Origin of the sequence: Bacteroides sp. Marseille-P8574, from assembly GCF_902825465.1 — a bacterium.
Lineage (GTDB): Bacteria > Bacteroidota > Bacteroidia > Bacteroidales > Bacteroidaceae > Bacteroides > Bacteroides uniformis.
On record NZ_CADEBE010000001.1, the window covers coordinates 2,712,589 to 2,731,291 of the forward strand.

Below are 18,703 nucleotides of genomic sequence, written 5' to 3' on the forward strand. Positions count from 1 at the left end.
GCAAAAAAAATCACTACCACGATAATACGCTTAGAGTAAAAAGGGGTACTGTTTTACTACGTTTTAGTGTAGCTTATTTCTAATAATCAGTTTATTATGATAGAATGGTTTGTAGCTGTATTATTTCAAGTCAATGAGAAAATCTACTAATCCCGTTCCGTCGGGGATATCCAGCTTCTTGCGCAGACGGTAGCGTGCTGCCTCCACTCCCCGGATGGTAAGGTTGGTCATTTGCGCAATGTCTTTCGTAGAAAGGTTTAGGCGCAACAGTGCGCAAAAACGCAGATCGGTGGCGGTAAGGCTGGGATAACGTTCGCGCAGGTTGCGGAAGAATTTCTCATGAATTAGGTCGAAATTGTTCTGGAATACGTCCCAGAACTCTTGTGTCTCGATGTTTTCGTTGATGAGCTTCAGCAGAGATTCGAGGTTCTTGCGTCCATATTGCCCTTTTACCAGGAATTCTTGCACGGCAGCACGAAGTTTCTCCAAGACTTCGTTCTTGGCAAATACACCCAGCGCCATGCTGGCAAGGTCTTTACTCTTTGCTGACAGCTCGGCTTCCAGCAATTGTTGCTGCTGTAGAGTTATCAGATGTTCCTGCTCACGCATCTTGATGTTCTGCTGCATCTGCTCAGCTTCGTACTCTTTCCGTTTCTTTTCCATGGCACGGTTGGCGCGCCACTTGGAGAAGAAGTAGAGAAGTGCAATGAGAACTATAAGATAGAGTGCAAAAGCATAATAGGTGAGGTAGAAAGGACGGGCTATGGCGAAATGATATTCCACTTCACCGATTTTCTGTCCCAAATCATTATAGGCTTCTGCTTGGAATGTGTATTCTCCGTAATCCAGGCTACCGTAGCGGATTTCGGGCTCTTTTAGGTCTGATGTCAGAGCCATGCCTTGTCCTCCTTGCAGGACATAATGGAAATGTACGGACAATTTATTGTAATGCGGCAGGCTTACCGAGAACAGCAAATCCCGGTAATTGCTTTCCAGTTCGACATTTCCCTGCAGAGGCAGGCGTTTCTCCTTTTTATCTGAAGAAGAGCAAATGACAGAGCTCAGTGATAGGGCGGACTCCAACGTTGGACTGAGGCTGTCTGTGTTTTTGCTGTAACTGGCGATTCCGTTATTTAGATTAAAATAGACAACGTCATTGTCAACGAACACATTGTTGTAGTTCTCTATACATGGAGAATCAAACAGTTCGATGAGAATGCGTTGTTTCACGATGTACTCTCCTTCCGCGTACTCTACCAGTGCATACTCATGTGAACCGGACAGCCAGAAGCGGTCGTTCGTGACGGATACCACAGAATGGGCATTCCTGATGTAAGGCAGAATGGTATTCAGCTTTTGGAAGGGGATAATCTGCCGGGTGATGTCGTCATAGGTATAGAAGCCATTGGGACTGGAAAAGACGATACGTCCCCGCATTTTCATTACTTGGATAGGGCCGATGATATATTCCGAGCCTAAATGGGAGATGTGCCGTACGCTTTTTACAGCCGACAAGTCATCGCTCAAGACTATTTTATAGACTCCCTGATACATGTGTGAAGCCCAGATGACACCGCTTTGGTCAACCTCCAAGTGCATGACCGGTGCAATGAAGCCGTCTACGACATGCGAAAAGGTCCATTGACCGTTCTTCTTTTTATAGATACGCAAATTGGCGTAGGATGATTCCAACAGTATCTCTTCGCCATAGAGGGTGCACTTAATCAGACACGTACTGCTGTTGGTATTGCTTATGACGGAAACGTTCCCTTTTTCGCCTATTAATAAGGTATGGGCATTGTTACCTGCAAAGAGTTGCCCGTCAATGTCCTTTACATACCAGTTCTGTCCTTCGCTATGGGGAAGCAAACGCATATTTCCGGTAATCTGGTGGTATTCGTACAAGCCCTGGTTGGTGGCCAGATAGAAACAGTCACCCCGGTGGGCTATGTCGTACACCATACCCAGCTTGGTTTCATGGTTGGCAGGGGTCAGTAGCATGACGGGGGAGTTGTGGTGGATGTATGCGATGCCGTCGTCCAATGCTGCCCATACGTTGTTGTCTTTGTCACAGAACAGTCCCAGGACTGTGTTGTTGTCCAAACGGTTATCCAGATTGAAGTGCCAGAGGCAATGTCCTTTGCGGTCGATGGCGTATATGCCGTTTAGGACTGTACCTATCATGAATATGGAGTCATTGGTCATGACGGCGCGGTTCACCCGCTGTTTCTTCAGCTCTGCATCAATGTCTGTTTTCCAGGGGGTGATGTCACCCGTGTAGCGGAACAGTCCGTTGTTCTCCGTGACCATCAGGAAGCTGTTGTTTCCGTCGGGCAGTAATGCCACTACATTGTCATCGTTCACTTTGCTGCGGGGAAAGAGGTGATGGAACTCCTTGCCGTCGAATTCATAGAAGCCTTCATCAATCATTTGTGTGTAGATATGTCCGTTTTGGTTGTAGAAGTAGAGCGGCTGTTGTTGTCTGTTGCGGAAAGCGCGTACCATTTTCCCGTCGTAGGAGAACCATGCGCTGAACGACTGGAAGTAGATGCGGCCGTCCAGCTCTACAATGTTCCATATCTCGTTGTTCTCCATGGGGAAATTCTTCAGGAATTTGCTCAAAGAATGGTACCGGAGAGTGCCTGCCTCCGAATACTTGAAATAGCCGAATTCCTCGAATGCCCCCACATAGATGCGATCTTCCTTGACGTATACTGAACGTACAATATGGTTTCCCGGTACTTTGTGTAGTGTCCAGCGATAACCGTCATATACCAGGAGTCCTTGGCTGTTGCCGAAAAACATTTCGCCGTTGCTACCTTGCGCACATGCCCAGTTCTGATAACCGGCTTCATAGTCTTTGGCAAGATAGTTGGTGACGGCGGGCATGAAGGAAGAAGCCCTGGCCTGGATGAAGAGAATAAACAATAAAAGGCACACTACCCAACGCTTGAAAAGCATCGGTCTTATCGTATTTTGTTTCATTTTTTAGGTTAATCGAAGTGTTTCTTGGAAGCAAAGATACAATAAGTATTCTAAATATTGTGTTTTGATGAGATAAAAAAGGTACTTGAAGCAGTTAGGGAGGATGCTTCTTAATGAATATCCTCCCCTCTTAGTTGTTTGTCTTTTGAAAATTATTATAGGGATTGTGCGGATGATAGGACTCGAACCTACACGCCTCACGGCACCAGATCCTAAGTCTGGCGCGGCTGCCAATTACGCCACATCCGCGGAATAATTCCGATTAGCGGTGGCAAAGATAGAAAGAATTTTCGTTTTGGCAAATTGTTTTTTAGATAAAGTCGTTTTAGGAAGTCACTTTCAGCATTTTTCTTGCTTCCTCAATGATGGTATCCAGGTCATTGTTCTCATCTTCTTTGCTCATATCCACCTTTTTGTCTGGGTCGATGCCGAACTCGATATGCTGTTTTTGGGCATCGAGGTGCGGGCTGGCAGAAAAGCGTACTCCCCATCCGTTGGGCAGTTCCGAAGAGAATGGCAGGCCCGACCCTCCGCCGGTTTTATCACCAACCAAGGTGACATTGGGAAAACAGCGCATGGAATTGACAAAATCATTGGTTGCACTATAGGAATGACGATTTGTCAGGACAATTACCTTTTTTTGCCAGCGGATACTGTTGGAAGGTTCTACATAAATGGGAGTCGGATCTGAAAAATCGCTATGGCCTTTGCCAGTTTTGTGCTGAATATATCCCGTCAGTACTTTTTTATTCGTGAAACGTTGTACCATTCGGGTGGCGTTTGTCAAGTTGCCGCCACCGTTGTTGCGCACGTCGATAATCAGGCCATTGCAAGCGGAAAGGTATAACAGAATCTCATCCAGGTTGCCGTTTCCGATGCCGCTGGAGAAATCACCGTAATAGATATATCCTATGTTGTCCTCCAAGATGGTATATTTGGCGCCTCCGGCAATGCGGTAGTCTCTTCCCAGGTACTTTTCAATGATACTTTCGTTGAAGTTACGGGGATAATCCAGATACCAGTCCCAGTAGCGTGCCATGTTGGAAGAAGAGTACAAGTTGACATGTCCGTCTTTCAACTCGGCAAGCATGTTACCTAATATTTCAAATAGACCGTCGTAGCTCATTCCCGGGGTGATGAGCGGTTGGTACTTGTCATGAATGGCATTCCAATCTATTTGCTTGTAGTCCAGGAAACAGTACTGTTCGTCTATTATTTTCCACAAGGCTTCGAAATTGCCTTGTGGGGTATTGTTAACCTCTTCCTCACGAATACATCCGTTCAATAGGGGCAGTAACATGAGTAGGGCACTCCAAATTATTAAGATATATATTCTTTTCATGCACATTATCCTTATCGTCTTATCATTTATCACCTTGTCACTTTTTACTTTCTCTTGTTAGGAAACAGATAGAGTTCCTTTACGAACCCCACCATGAATACGTGCGAGTAAGTATGTGTCTTTATTTCGTTTACTTTGGACTGTTGTGCGTCCCATATGTAAGCAAAACGCATTCGGGCACGTCCCACCGGAAAGTCGGCGGTCAGCATTTGTCTCAGAGAGGGCTGGTTGTGCAGGGAGGTGAAGTTCACTACTCCGTCCCAATGTCCCAACGTAAATATCTCGTAGTAGGACTGTCCATAGTTGGGCATGAACATGATACCTGCCAAAGGAAGATTCACCTGATAGCGTAGTGTGATGGGACGGTTCTTGATGCGTAAGTCCCAAATAGCCATTCCCGATGCGGCAAGGTTGATATAGGCACGTGCTTGGGCGGGGTTGTTTCCGTTGCGCAGATTATAGACAAAGCCACCGTTGAAGTCGCCGACTCCTCCGGCAAGCAGTTTGAAATTGCCCGTGATTGGAAAATTATAATGCAGGCCGTAGTTCCAGTTGGCCAGTCCGGAGAATGTATTGTTATTGTCTACTTTATTGTGTGTGTATCCCAAGTCTGCCTGGAAGAAAGTTTGCAGAGATACGTTGCCGCCCATCAACCGTGTCATCCGCATGCTTTCGCGGGAGATACGGAAATCGATTCCCTTGTACTCCTGAGGTGAAAGATAAGTGTCGAACACGTTGGTGAAGCCGATACCATACATGGTGGCACGAGTGATGATACGGTTGCGGTTGGTGGAGTCAGCCCGTAGCTCCCGGTCGATGCTGCATTGTGCTTCTTGTGCTTTCAGTCCGGCACTTCCCAAGAGCAGTCCGCATAGGATTATTATCTTGTATACGTACATATTAAATTCTTAATTACAAATTAGTAATCGTCAGCCAATCCCTAATCCTTCATTCTCATTCTTCATCAAAACAGCTTCATCTGTCCTGTCAGCTCGTCCAGTATGTCCCCTTCACTTTTACCGTGGTCGGGGTCCAGAATTTCCGGTTCTTCATCCGTTTCCTGCTCTTCGGTTTCCTGCGAGGGTTCCGGTTGACGGGTAGGCTCCAGTTCGTTGATGGTTTCTATAGTATAGGTGGTTAGGCGCTTGCCTTTTGCTTTGAAGCCTTTCACGGCGATGAATTCGTCTGCTTCCACCACCATCGGCTCTCGGAAATTGTCGTGACCGCCAAACACCACTTCTAAACGTGGGTAGCACTCGTCTGTCAGCAGAATGAGGCTGCTGTTCTTGTTTTCTCCTAAATAGTTTTGCTTGCGGGCGGTTACTTCGAAGCAGAAACGCTTGATGTAAGGATAGTTCTGCTGGTCGGCATCGTAGAGTACGGCGGTCCATACTTTGTTCGGATCGTATTTCTCCAATACGCGTATGCCGTCGTCATAGTGATTGTTCAGGTCGAAGTTGGTGGCATAGAACTCTCCGCTGTTCTGTACGACAAGGATGGTGTCTTCGCTCTGGAATTCTCCGAGATATTCTCCGCGACCGTCGTAGTTGAGGCGCAGCACGTCACGGTCGAACCAGACTTTCCGTCCGCCCAGGGTGGAGCCTCCGCGCTGTTTCAAGGCTATCTTGTGTACGGGGAGTTTCGTGAGTATATTTCCCATGGCCTGCCGTCCCTTGATATTGATATTGCTGAAATCCTCCTCGAAGATGATGCGGCGTACGCGGGGATTGGGTTTCAGGGTTACCTTGATGATTTCGGCTTCGCCGTTGGGGTTGGCGGTGAAGTAGGTGATACGGGAGTCGGGGGTGCCCTGCGTCACATCGTATTCGCGGTCACGCACCACGGAAGTGACGGCAAAACGCTTGATATAGCTTGTCCCCTCCTTACCGTCACGGTAGCAGACATTGTAGATGGTACGTTTGTCGTTCTTCTTGAAAATGTTGGCATAAAGTATATTCTTGCCTACGAACTTCTTGTCGGCCACTGGGGTAATGATATATTTTCCATCGCGGAAGAAGATAATCACGTCATCTATGGGCGAGCAGTTGCCTATGAATTCGTCTTTCTTCAATCCAGTTCCGATGAATCCCTCTTCGCGGTTGATGTACAGCTTTTCGTTGGCTTCGATGACTTTGGTTGCCTCGATGGTGTCGAAGTTACGCAGTTCCGTGTGGCGGGGGAAGCCTTTGCCGTACTTGTCTTTCAGCATACGGAACCAGTCGACGGTATATTCCACGATGTTTGCCAGATGGCGGTCTATCTCCTCTATGTCCTTCTTCATGCGTGCTATCAGTTCCTCTGCCTTGTCGGAGTTGAACTTGAGGATACGTGCCATCTTTATCTCCATCAGCCGGAGGATGTCTTCCTTGGTCACTTCGCGGATGAAAGTCGGGTAGTAGGGAGTCAGGCGCTCATCGATATGTTCGCAGGCGGCATCCATGTTTTTGGCTTGTTCAAACTCCTTATCCTTGTAAATACGTTCTTCAATGAATATCTTTTCGAGTGAAGCGAAATGCAGGCTTTCCAGTATCTCTCCCTTACGGATTTCCAGTTCCTGGCGTAGCAGTGCCAATGTGTTGTCGACTGATTTGCGCAATACATCACTCACGGTGAGGAAGTGGGGCTTTTGGTCGTCGATGACACAGCAGTTGGGAGAGATGCTCACTTCACAGTCGGTGAAGGCATAGAGGGCATCGATGGTCTTGTCGGATGATACACCCGGGGCTAGATGCACTAATATTTCCACACTGCCGGATGTCAGGTCCTCTACCTTACGTATCTTGATTTTTCCTTTTTCGCTGGCCTTTACGATGGAGTCGCATACACTGGCCACCGTTTTTCCGTAAGGAATTTCCTTAATGGCAAGTGTCTTGTTGTCTATCTTTTCTATTTTGGAGCGCACGCGTATCGCACCGCCACGTTCACCGTCGTTGTATTTGGATACATCGATACTGCCTCCCGTCTGGAAGTCGGGGTACAGCTTGAATTCTTCGTTGTGCAGATAGCTGATGGAAGCGTCGCACAGTTCATTGAAGTTGTGTGGCAATATCTTGGACGACAAGCCTACGGCAATACCTTCCACACCTTGTGCAAGCAGCAGTGGGAATTTTACCGGTAGTGTAACCGGTTCTTTGTTTCGCCCGTCATAAGAGAGTTTCCATTCGGTGGTCTTGGGGTTGAATACCACGTCCAGTGCGAACTTGGAGAGACGTGCTTCGATATAACGGGGGGCAGCGGCGCTGTCACCCGTCAGAATGTTACCCCAGTTTCCCTGGCAATCCACGAGCAAGTCCTTTTGTCCCAGTTGTACCAGAGCATCGCCGATAGAAGCATCACCGTGCGGATGGAACTGCATGGTATGTCCTACGATGTTCGCCACCTTGTTGTAGCGCCCGTCTTCCATGCGGCGCATGGAGTGGAGGATACGCCGCTGTACGGGTTTCAGACCATCCATGATATGGGGTACGGCACGTTCCAATATAACGTATGAGGCGTAGTCCAGAAACCAATTCTGGTACATGCCGCTCAATTGGTGTTTTATATTGGCATCCTTTGCGTCCGCAGGTTTGTAATCCGAGTGTTCTTCGCTCCCGGCCGGGAGTTCCTTGTCCAAATCATCTTTCGGTGCTTCAAAATCTTCGCTCATATTTGTTCGGGAATTGTCTATTCTATGATATTACTGATTTTTCAGTTGCAGGCAAAAATACTAATTTAATTCTATTATAGGAAACCGGTACGATAGTTTTTTAACTGTATGCCTCAACGCGCCGGTGTTTGCTTGACTACATTCAATGCTCAATTTGCTGTGAGCCGGTATTCGGTCCGTGGACCACCAGTTTTCCATCCGGTTGGATTTCTGCCGGGTCAATGAATACCATTCGTTCATCACCAGTGGTTTCGGTGTGTCCATGATAAACGCAATAGAGTCGGTTGTGAATATCAATGAGCATACAATGCCCGGTTCCGGTCACGATGCCGCCTTGCTCTGTGTTCTTTTGTAGCACCGGATTGTTGGCAGCTTTTGTGAATGGTCCTAAGGGGTTCTGGGAGGTAGCATAACCCACCGCGTAATTTTTTCCTCCGAAAAAGTTTGCAGAGTACAGCATATAATAGAGATTTTTGTGCTTCACGATATACGAGCCTTCTGTCCAGCGTCTGTTGACTTCATGTGAAGTCACCGAGCGGTTTTCCCATTCCGCTTGAGGGTCGTCCATTGTCTGGGGTGGGCAAAGCAGTGCTACCGGTTCTCCGATGATACCGGAGAAATCTGGTTTCAGTTCCACGCCGTAAATCCAACTTTCCTCAATCTCGTCAAACCAGCCCTTTTCTTTAGCCCATGCTGAAACTTCGCTTTCAACGGCATGTTTGTAGCAGCAGCGGGAGTAGTAGAGGTAGGTCTTTCCGGTAGCATCGTCAAAGAGTATGTTTGCGTCGATGATAGGATAGCCGGGGTCGAATACCGGTTGGTTGAACAGGTCTTTGAAAGGACCCGTAGGCTTATCGGCTACGGCTACACCGATACGGAAGTTCTCTTGCTCTTTAGTGGGATTTTCTTTCCAGTTGGCGCTGAACCATAGGTAGTATTTGCCGTTCCGTTCATACACTTCGGGTGCCCAGAAACAGTCGGTGGCCCATGAGTCGGAGGTGCCGCCTTGATAGATGGGACCCTCGTCTGTCCATGTCACCAGGTCATCGGAGGAGTATACTTTAAAACCGTTCGATACTCCGCCCGTTCCGTACATATAGTATTTGCCGTCGGAAGCTTTCAGTAGGAATGGGTCTCCGAAGGCCATGGGCAGGGGATTCTGATATGCTACTTTTTTGTTTCCGCATGATGGTGACAGCAAGGCCAGTAAAAACAGTGTCAATGTGAAAAAAATGTGTTTCATCTTGTTATAATTTTAATGGTGAAGTAATGAAAAGTGTTTGTATCCGCAAAGTAAACATAATATAGGGAAAGCAGCAAGGAAATTAGATAGAATGCAATCTTTTCATTATTTTTGTGCATCATTCCAAATAATTCTTTGATGGGACAGTCATTTTCGGATATATCGCTATACCACGAGTACCGGTCGGCGAGGGAGATAAAACATTTGGTGTCACAGAAAACCTGGGACGACCTCAATCTGGATGATTTTTTCGAATGGGCTGACCGTACTTCTTCTTGTGTGGGCCGACAGTACCTTTACGACGTGTTGCATTACAACCGTCTTTCGGAGATTTCGGAACAAGAGGAGGTGATTCGCAAGCTTTCTGCCGACAAGGAGTTGCGTGCAGGAATCCGGTCGGAGTTGCGGAAGCTGGATACGCCGGATGCTTATACCATTGCATCGTTGTTCTCCATTTCCCATCCCGTGTATTCCCGCCGCTTTTACCGTTTGCTGACTATCTTGCAATTCGTGCCTTTTGTTTTGTTGGGAATGGTTTACATTACGTCTTCGCTTTATGTTCTGGGGATTTTGTGCACATCGGTATTGGTGAACATGGTACTGCACTATCACAGCAAGGCTCGGATTCAGGGCTATTTCTTTTCCATTCCTCAGTTATGGCAGTTGCTCAGGCAAGCGGAGAAGTTGGCACAGATTCCGTTGTGTGCATCCGTGCATCGGGATATCCAAAAGACTTTGCAGGCATTGCATCCGTTGCGAAAGAAACTTTCCACTTTCCGTTTCAGTATCAGACTGGAGAGCGACATCGCCATTTTCGCTTATTTCTTCACCGAGATAGTGAATGTGTTTTTTCTGCGGGAAGTTATTCCGGTTTCCAAGGCTTTCTTTCTATTGCAGGGTAGACAGGAACAGATTGAAGAGGTTTTCCGCTATTTCGGACTGGTGGATGTGCTTTGCTCTGTTTCCGAGCTCCGGGATGGGCTGCCCTATTATGTTTTACCGGAAGCTTGCGGTGAGGGTGAAACATTTCATGCAGAGGGGCTTTATCATCCGCTTATAGAACGTTGTATCCCTAATGACATTACACTCTGTGGCAAATCTGTCCTTGTTACCGGTTCCAATATGTCCGGTAAGACAACTTTTATTCGTGCCATTGGACTTAACCTGTTTTCCGCACAAGTGCTCCATACTTGTTTTGCCCACAGTTTCCGTTTTCCTATGGATGCTGCATTATATTCTGCTATCCATCTGGAGGATAGTCTGATGGAAGGAAAAAGTTTCTTTCTGCAGGAGGTGCAAATTGTTCGAGAGATGCTGGAAGCCGGAAAGGAGTGTTGGCGGTTTTTCCTGCTGGACGAGTTGTTCAAGGGAACGAATACGGTGGAACGGATAGCTATAGCCAAAGCTGTGCTGTCTGCTTTGGCGTACAAGAACAGTATTGTGTTTGCTTCCACTCACGATGTCGAACTGGCTTCCTTACTTGAGGACGAATATGAATTGTTTCATTTTTGTGAGTGTGTTGCCGACAATACATTGTCTTTTGATTATAAGTTGAAGCCGGGACCGGTGACGGAACGTAATGCCATCCGGATTATTGAGATGTGCGGCTATCCGCAGGAAGTGGTCAGGGAAGCATATCGGCTGGTTGGAAAGGGTGAAATGTAATATTTAATGTCTTCTTGTAGGTGGAAGTAATGAGGGTAAGTATTTTGCTTGTATCTATTTTCAAGTGTAGAAACGCTCGTATCCTACCAATAGGGAATTGTAATTTTATGCTTCGGTGCGTCCGTTCAAAAGGTGGAATAAGATAAATTAATACCCTCTGTGTCCTACTTACGATATAAATCCCTATCTTTGTGGCGCTTTTTAGCTGAAAATAAGATTCAAATTAATTTAGATACAACAGAAAATGGCACAAGAAGACGTTTTTAAGAAACTCGTATCACACTGTAAGGAATATGGTTTTGTGTTCCCTTCCAGCGAGATTTATGATGGACTGGGAGCTGTGTATGACTATGGTCAGATGGGTGTGGAACTAAAAAATAACATCAAGCAATACTGGTGGCAGAGTATGGTACTGCTGCACGAAAATATTGTCGGTATCGACTCAGCAATCTTTATGCACCCCACCATCTGGAAAGCCAGCGGACACGTAGATGCTTTCAATGACCCTTTGATTGACAACCGCGATTCCAAGAAACGTTATCGTGCCGATGTGTTGATAGAGGACCAGCTTGCTAAGTACGATGACAAGATAAACAAAGAAGTGGCCAAAGCTGCCAAGCGTTTTGGTGAGGCTTTCGATGAGGCTCAGTTCCGCAGTACCAACGGTCGTGTGCTGGAACACCAGGCCAAGCGTGATGCCTTGCATGAACGCTTTTCCAAGGCTTTGAACGATAATAATCTGGACGAACTCCGTCAGATTATCCTTGACGAAGAAATCGTTTGCCCTATCAGTGGCACAAAGAACTGGACAGAGGTGCGTCAGTTCAATCTGATGTTCTCAACAGAAATGGGTTCTACCGCCGATGGTGCCATGAAGATATACCTTCGTCCGGAAACGGCACAAGGTATCTTCGTAAATTACCTGAATGTACAGAAAACCGGTCGCATGAAGATTCCTTTCGGTATCGCCCAGATTGGTAAGGCTTTCCGTAACGAAATCGTAGCCCGCCAGTTCATCTTCCGCATGCGCGAGTTCGAGCAGATGGAAATGCAGTTCTTCGTGAAGCCGGGTACGGAGCTTGACTGGTTCAAGACCTGGAAGGCTACTCGTCTGAAATGGCACAAGGCGCTGGGCTTCGGCGACGACCATTACCGTTTCCACGACCACGACAAACTGGCACACTACGCCAATGCTGCTACAGACATCGAGTTCCTGATGCCTTTCGGTTTTAAGGAAGTGGAAGGTATTCACAGCCGTACTAATTTTGACTTGTCCCAGCATGAGAAATTCTCCGGTAAGAACATCAAGTATTTCGACCCTGAAACCAACGAAAGCTATACTCCGTATGTCATCGAAACCTCGATAGGTGTAGACCGTATGTTCCTCAGCATCATGTCTGCTTCCTACTGTGAAGAGAAGCTGGAGAACGGTGAAACGCGCGTAGTATTGAAACTTCCCGCTGCTCTGGCTCCGGTGAAGTTGGCTGTGATGCCGTTGGTAAAGAAAGACGGACTGCCCGAAAAGGCACGCGAAATCATTGACAACTTGAAGTTCCACTTCCATTGCCAGTATGACGAGAAAGACTCCATCGGCAAGCGTTACCGCCGTCAGGATGCCATCGGTACTCCGTACTGTGTAACTGTGGACCACCAGACATTGGAGGACAATTGCGTGACCTTGCGTAACCGTGACACCATGAAGCAAGAACGTGTGGCTATTTCCGAACTGAACAATATCATTGCAGACCGTGTAAGCATTACATCACTGCTGAAAACGTTGCAATAAACCGGTTACGGAATAGACTGATGCGTGAACAAACTGAAATAGTAAATAGTAAATAGTAAAATAGTAAATGAAAAAGTCCCTTTTGTTTTTGCCTTTCCTGCTGTTGCTGGTGGGTGCTTTTATTTCTTGTGAAGAAGTGGAGGAGGCTGGGAAGTATGATAACTGGAGAGAACGCAATGAGGCATTTGCTGACTCGATAAAAAGGCTGACTGGCGAGAACTATGTTGCCACAGCAGAGCAGGCTGATGCTATGGAACTCGGGAAACTGTATGCCATACAGACGACTGCCAGCACTACCGAAGGTGCCCAGTATGTATATTGCAAGAAGCTTGTGAAGAATGAAACAGGGGAACGTCCGTTATATATGGGATACCATTCTACTGTCAGTGCTTTTTATTACGGAACTTTAATTGTCGGTGATCAAATTGACGGAAATTTTGATGGGTATAGTGCTTTGGATACTAATATTCCATTGAATTCGTTGAAAGCACCGACAGCTTTTGATTCCCCAACCACTTTTGGTGTTGCAAATGTAATTCCCGGATGGACAGCAGCCTTGCAGTTAATGCGGGTAGGCGAGCGTTGGATGCTTTATATACCTTGGCAGAGCGCCTATGGATCCAGTGGTAATAGTGATGGAACAATCCCTGGATATACCGCATTGACGTTCGATTTGTTGCTGGAGCGCATCGTAGAATAACCGGTATAAATAATAAAAAAGTGGTGAAGAAAAATCTTCACCACTTTTTTATTATTTAACCTGAGTTCGATATAAGATTTCTGTAAAATTCGCGTAGATTCGCCTAGATTACTTGTTGGTTGTGAATGCAATGTCTTCTCCTCTGTTTCTAGCTTCCTTAACCATTTGTTGGTATTCTTCTGGTAGTGATTCAATGTTAAGTAAGAAGCCGTCAACTTCTACAAGCTTATTGTATGGATTCTGCACACTCATCCTTGATGTCGAGAAATCCTTATCAAAATAAGGGGCAAGGTTTAATAGATCCCGAATCACTCTTGATTTTGCACCAATAGTCGAGCTTTTAGTTCCGAAGAAATCATGAATTTCCCTTGAATGAATATATGGTTCAAACGATTTATCAAACAAGAAATTCATATTTCCTATTGTATAGATGATAGAAGCGGCCCAGATTTCTAAGTTTCCACGTTCGAATGGACAGTTTCTTTTTCTGCACAATTTACGAATCATTTTTATGCAAAGTTGCTCGTATTCATCATTTAATTTCTGCTTGCAGAAAGAAGACACGAAGTCAATCAACTTCTGCTCTCTCAATTTCAATTCTTGTTTTTTATCCATAAAAAGCAAATTGATATTTTTATATATTTGAAAATTAGGTAGATAGCGATATCTTTAGTAAATTTACAGTGCTTAATTATAACATTTACAATCTATAACGCTATGCTACCTAGTTCCAAAATTACTGAAATATTTTTTGTTATTGATGAGTTTTCATTAGTATTTGATACCACTATCAAAGAAAAGTCCGTATCCGATGGTAAAGCTCATCGTAATAAGCCTTATAGATGTCCGAAAGCGAGGTTGCCACTATTCTGGTATTATTTCATCTTGGCGGATACCGATGTTTGAAACATTTTTATCTTCAGTACGTATGTAAGCACATGAAAAATGACTTTCCCAAAACATTATCTTATAACCGTTTCGTGGAACTACAGGCTAACATTTCACTAATGCTAGTCTGCTTTCTGAAGATGTGTAGACTAGGAGAATGCACCGGAGTTTCCTTTGTGGATAGTACCAAACTTTGTGTCTGTGATAACAAACGTATCCCCCGTCATAAAGTTTTTGCCGGCATTGCCCAGCGTGGAAAGTCAAGCATGGGATGGTTCTATGGATTCAAGTTGCATCTGGTATGTAATGATAAAGGAGAACTGCTCAACTTTGTTATTACACCGGGTAATGTGGATGACCGGGAATCTCTCACATCAAGTAATCTAGTCAAAGAACTTATGGGAAAGCTTTTTGCAGATAAGGGATATATCTCTGAAAACCTGTTTAATCGTCTATTTTTTGATGGAATACACCTGATTACGACCGTGAGAAAAAATATGAAAGAGAGATATATGACTCAGAATGATAGAATTATACTACGCAAAAGAGCGATTATAGAAACCATCAATGATGAACTCAAGAACATATGCCAAATAGAACATACACGCCACAGGTCATTCGCAAATTTTATTTCAAATTTGATCGGAGGGCTTACTGCATATACTTTTTTACCAAAGAAGCCATCTATTAATATAGAATTTGAACCGCTTGCACAATTGTATATTCCATTTTAAATTATATCGAACTCAGGTTATTTATAATAGAGGAGTCTATATTTTCTTCTTGATGGCCTTTACCCAAATCTTGTATCCATCCTCATTCAAATGCAACCCGTCGTTGGTTAGTTCGCTGCGCAGTACATTCGTTCCCGTCTCTGTAAACAAGGGGAAGAGGTTGATATAAGCGATGTTTTTTTCTTTGGCAAGTGCTTCCAAACGAAGGTTGACTTCAGGGACCATATCGGTTTTTCTGGTCAGGCTTTTATAGCGTCCGAAACTTTCATTGAAAGGAAGCAGGCTTTGCAGGTAGAACTTCGTATCGGGAGATTCTTTCTGAATACGTTCCACGGTTGTACGAATCATACTTACAATGCTGTCCGACGTCAAATTGTGGGAAATATCGTTGACTCCGATAAGCAGGAACAGCTTGGCGGGATGTCCGGGGAGTATCTGGTGCAGACGGTCGTAGATACCCATCACTTCGTCACCGATAATGCCACGGTTGCGTACGTTCTTCTTGCCGAGGCGTGCCGACCAGTCACCACCGCCTTCAGTCAGGCTGTTGCCAAGCATGACGATGTCTTTGCTTGTAATGGCAGGCTCATCCATAAACTGTAGGAAGCGTTTGTAGTAATGGTCTGTATAGATGCGCGGAACGGGACAGATGGAAGCTGCCACGGCATTGGCAACCAATGAACGCAGACGAACCACGCTATGCCCGTCTTCCGGATGCACGGCATTGATAAGCAATATGACAGAAGTGTCATTGTCTGGGTCAATAACGATGGAAGTACCCGTATATCCGGTATGGCTATAGGTGTTCGGGCCGAACAAGTCCCCGTTGTTAGAGGCGTATGCTGTAAAGCAGTCCCAGCCGAGAGTACGTCCCAGACTGGCTGTGGCGCGTGGCACGGTACGCATGTTTTTTACACCCAGCGGGCTCAGGATACGGCGGCCGTTCCATTCGCCTCCGTTCTGCAGGGCTGCGCAGAGCACGGCAATATCTTCGGCACAGGAGAATACTCCGGCGTTGCCGCTGATGCCTCCGTTCATGATACGGGCCAGCGGGTCGTGTACTTGTCCGCAGAGGACTTGCCCGTCAGGTTGTTTTTCGGTTGGCGCGATGGCATTGTGCCAGTTTCCTTCGGTGATACCTGCCCAGTTTGCATCTGTTGTATTTATCCATTTGCCATTCTTGTCACGTTGGCAGGGCAGATAGTCGGTATGCTCCATGCCGAGTACATCAAATATGTTTTCACGGGCAAAATCACGCAGACTTTGGCCGCTTATTGTCTCGATGATATGCTGCAGGGTGATGAAGTTGAGGCAACTGTATTGGAAATCTGTCTGTGGCTTGAAGTCACGTTTGCAAGTAGCGATGTATTCCATAAGACCATCCGGATTGGGGGAACCGTATTGCTTTTCAAGTTCGCCTACCGGTGCGTATGGGGGCAGTCCGGAAGTATGTGTCATCAGGTCGGCAATGCGGATTACCTTCTTCTCTTTGCCGTCTGCACTCTCCCAATTCTTAAAATTGGGTATGTAGAGGCTGACGGGGTCCAGCATGCGGAGCTTGCCGTGTTCTGCCAGTATCATTGTACATACGGCAGTCGACATGGATTTGCTGCATGATGCCATATCAAAGATGGTATTGGTAGTCATTGGCTCTACACTGGGGTAGATGCGCTTGTTACCATAGGCTTTCAAGTATGCCATTTTCCCATTGCGCACTACGGCAAGTACGGCGCCGGGAATATCCTTGTTGGCGATAGCCGTTTCAATCGCTTCATCGGCATACATCAGTTTGCGGGAGTCCATTCCCACCTGTTCAGGAGCTACACGCTGCAAAGGCTGCGCAGTGGCAACTTGCAGACAAAGAGAAAAAAGAAAAAAACAGATTGCTTTCATAATAAAAAGATTTGCCCCGCCCCCCTATGAAAGGGGTTTTGACACACTCTTGAAAGGGGAAGGGGATAATTAATCGGGTTAATTGTTCTTGAAACTATTCTTCTTCCTCTTTAGTGGCACGAGGGGCTCTGTACGCATCCACTGCCTTCTTCACCGAGCCGTGCATCAACAGCAGTGCCTTGGCTTTGCCATAGTCCAGTCTAAGTTCCTCTACAATCATACGGGTACCACGGTCCACAAGCTTTTTGTTACTGAGCTGCATATTCACCATTTTGTTGCCTTTCACGCGTCCCAACTGTATCATGACGGAAGTAGTAATCATATTCAGTATCATTTTCTGTCCTGTTCCCGATTTCATGCGTGAGCTTCCCGTCACATATTCAGGCCCTACAATCATTTCGATGGCTACATCTGCCTCTGCTGCCATTGGAGAGTCCGGGTTGCTGGTGATACAGCCGGTCAGTATGCCGTGTTCGCGTGCCTCGTGCATGGCACCAATCACGTAGGGGGTGGTACCGGATGCAGCAATACCGATGACCGTATCCTTATCTGTAATATTGCGTTCCGTCAGTTCTTCCCAACCGCGGTGAATGTCATCTTCGGCATTCTCTACCGGATTTCTCAATGCAGTGTCACCACCGGCAATCAAGCCGATAACCAGCGTGGGGGGCATACCGAAAGTCGGTGGAATTTCCGAAGCGTCGAGTACGCCCAGACGTCCACTGGTACCCGCACCCATGTAGAAGATGCGTCCGCCTTGTTTCATGCGGGGCACAATCTGGGTTACCAACTTTTCTATTTGAGGGATTGCCCTCTGTACGGCAAGCGCCACTTTCTGGTCTTCGGTATTGATGTCTTCCAGAATTTCACGGACTGATTTCTTTTCCAAGTCATTGTAGAGCGATGGTTGCTCTGAGATTTTTACGAACATAAGGCTATTTACTATTTGACGATTTACTATTTACGATTTGTCACTTTCAGTTGTGATATTTGATGAGTCCTTCCATGGGGCTCTTGATGATTGCACCCAGTTGGATACCCATTTCTTTGGCAGCTTCTGCCAGAACTTCCTTGTAATAGAAGGCTACTGAACCGATGAAATGTACTTTTTGATGCTGATAGTCTTCATATTGCATGACGTTGCGTTTAAGGAATGCCTTAAAGCTGTTCAGTACCAGAGCGCGTACACAAGGTTCACCCAGATTCTGTGCAAGAAACGGTGACAAGCTTGCCAGGAAACGGTTGGGGAAAGGTTTACGGTAGACACGGTCGATGATATCAGCAGGTGTCAGGTCGAACTGTTTGAGGAATTTTTCTTTAAGTTCAGGTGTCATCTGATTTTTCAAGATATCGCCTACTAGTAGTTTGCCTAAGCAGGCTCCGCTGCCTTCGTCTCCCAAGATGAATCCGAGAGGAGATACATTGGTGACAATGCTTTTCCCGTCATAATAACATGAGTTGGAACCGGTTCCCATGATGCAGGCAATGCCTGAGTCATGTCCGCAGAGGCCACGTGCGGCAGCCAGCATATCGGTATTGACTTCCACTTCATTTTTCACATTGAGGTGTTTGGTAATGGCACGGTGCACCATACTTATCTTGTCGGGAAATCCGCATCCTGCACCATAAAAGTATACGGCATCCAGTTCACTTGTTTTCAGCTGAGGTAATAGCGCTGTTGCTATTTCATTACTGATTTCCTCTTCCGACTGAAAGAAAGGGTTTGTACCCTTCGTGAATATCTGTTGGATAAGTACTCCATTCTCTACAACACACCAATCGGTTTTTGTAGAGCCACTGTCTGCTATTAAAATCATATAA

General features: G+C 46.1%; 12 protein-coding genes, 1 tRNA gene and 1 pseudogene. 4 read left to right on the forward strand and 10 right to left on the reverse strand.

What is annotated here, in order from left to right; all coding sequences use genetic code 11:
- Nucleotides 1–120: 120 nt before the first annotated feature.
- The 6 genes from HUX74_RS11530 to HUX74_RS11555 all read right to left on the reverse strand — a co-directional run bounded on the left by HUX74_RS11530 (nt 121) and on the right by HUX74_RS11555 (nt 9,216).
- Entirely contained in the window at nt 121–2,985 is a 2,865-nt protein-coding gene (locus tag HUX74_RS11530; protein WP_117600231.1) for a hypothetical protein, read from the reverse strand.
- Between the two features lie 167 nt (nt 2,986–3,152).
- A tRNA-Leu gene (locus HUX74_RS11535) sits at nt 3,153–3,234 on the reverse strand.
- A gap of 76 nt (nt 3,235–3,310) precedes the next feature.
- Complete coding sequence (locus HUX74_RS11540) at nt 3,311–4,327, reverse strand: S41 family peptidase (RefSeq protein ID WP_117600232.1); 1,017 nt, start codon at nt 4,325–4,327, stop codon at nt 3,311–3,313.
- 44 nt (nt 4,328–4,371) lie between these two features.
- On the reverse strand, nt 4,372–5,226 hold the full coding sequence (locus HUX74_RS11545) for a DUF3316 domain-containing protein (RefSeq protein ID WP_117965652.1): 855 nt from the start codon (nt 5,224–5,226) through the stop codon (nt 4,372–4,374).
- 65 nt (nt 5,227–5,291) lie between these two features.
- Nucleotides 5,292–7,973: a DNA gyrase/topoisomerase IV subunit A gene (locus HUX74_RS11550; RefSeq protein ID WP_117965649.1), complete on the reverse strand. Its 2,682-nt coding sequence runs from the start codon at nt 7,971–7,973 to the stop codon at nt 5,292–5,294.
- 142 nt (nt 7,974–8,115) lie between these two features.
- On the reverse strand, nt 8,116–9,216 hold the full coding sequence (locus HUX74_RS11555) for a glycoside hydrolase family 43 protein (protein ID WP_174646662.1): 1,101 nt from the start codon (nt 9,214–9,216) through the stop codon (nt 8,116–8,118).
- Between the two features lie 138 nt (nt 9,217–9,354).
- Between HUX74_RS11555 and HUX74_RS11560 the strand changes: the two genes are divergently transcribed.
- From HUX74_RS11560 to HUX74_RS11570, 3 genes are all read left to right on the forward strand, one after another.
- Nucleotides 9,355–10,881: a hypothetical protein gene (locus HUX74_RS11560; RefSeq protein WP_117965644.1), complete on the forward strand. Its 1,527-nt coding sequence runs from the start codon at nt 9,355–9,357 to the stop codon at nt 10,879–10,881.
- Nucleotides 10,882–11,125: 244 nt separating this feature from the next.
- Nucleotides 11,126–12,667 carry a glycine--tRNA ligase gene (locus HUX74_RS11565; RefSeq protein ID WP_117600237.1) on the forward strand — a complete coding sequence of 514 codons (1,542 nt, stop codon included), beginning with the start codon at nt 11,126–11,128 and terminating at the stop codon, nt 12,665–12,667.
- A 67-nt stretch (nt 12,668–12,734) separates the two neighbouring features.
- Complete coding sequence (locus HUX74_RS11570) at nt 12,735–13,367, forward strand: FKBP-type peptidyl-prolyl cis-trans isomerase (protein WP_117600238.1); 633 nt, start codon at nt 12,735–12,737, stop codon at nt 13,365–13,367.
- A gap of 108 nt (nt 13,368–13,475) precedes the next feature.
- Here the strand turns inward: HUX74_RS11570 and HUX74_RS11575 are convergent, their stop codons facing one another.
- A complete protein-coding gene (locus HUX74_RS11575) occupies nt 13,476–13,982 on the reverse strand; it encodes a DUF6398 domain-containing protein (RefSeq protein WP_117967234.1) in 507 nt (168 codons plus the stop codon).
- A 102-nt stretch (nt 13,983–14,084) separates the two neighbouring features.
- On the opposite strand from HUX74_RS11575, the pseudogene HUX74_RS11580 reads away from it, so the two are divergent.
- Nucleotides 14,085–14,989: pseudogene (locus HUX74_RS11580) on the forward strand (IS982 family transposase).
- A gap of 36 nt (nt 14,990–15,025) precedes the next feature.
- Here HUX74_RS11580 and HUX74_RS11585 read toward each other — a convergent pair.
- The 3 genes from HUX74_RS11585 to HUX74_RS11595 all read right to left on the reverse strand — a co-directional run bounded on the left by HUX74_RS11585 (nt 15,026) and on the right by HUX74_RS11595 (nt 18,699).
- A complete protein-coding gene (locus HUX74_RS11585) occupies nt 15,026–16,882 on the reverse strand; it encodes a serine hydrolase (RefSeq protein WP_174646663.1) in 1,857 nt (618 codons plus the stop codon).
- Nucleotides 16,883–16,976: 94 nt separating this feature from the next.
- Nucleotides 16,977–17,813, reverse strand: a complete 837-nt coding sequence (gene murQ, locus HUX74_RS11590; RefSeq protein WP_174646664.1) for an N-acetylmuramic acid 6-phosphate etherase — start codon at nt 17,811–17,813, stop codon at nt 16,977–16,979.
- A 46-nt stretch (nt 17,814–17,859) separates the two neighbouring features.
- Entirely contained in the window at nt 17,860–18,699 is an 840-nt protein-coding gene (locus tag HUX74_RS11595; RefSeq protein WP_117600241.1) for a BadF/BadG/BcrA/BcrD ATPase family protein, read from the reverse strand.
- Between the last annotated feature and the right edge of the window lie 4 nt (nt 18,700–18,703).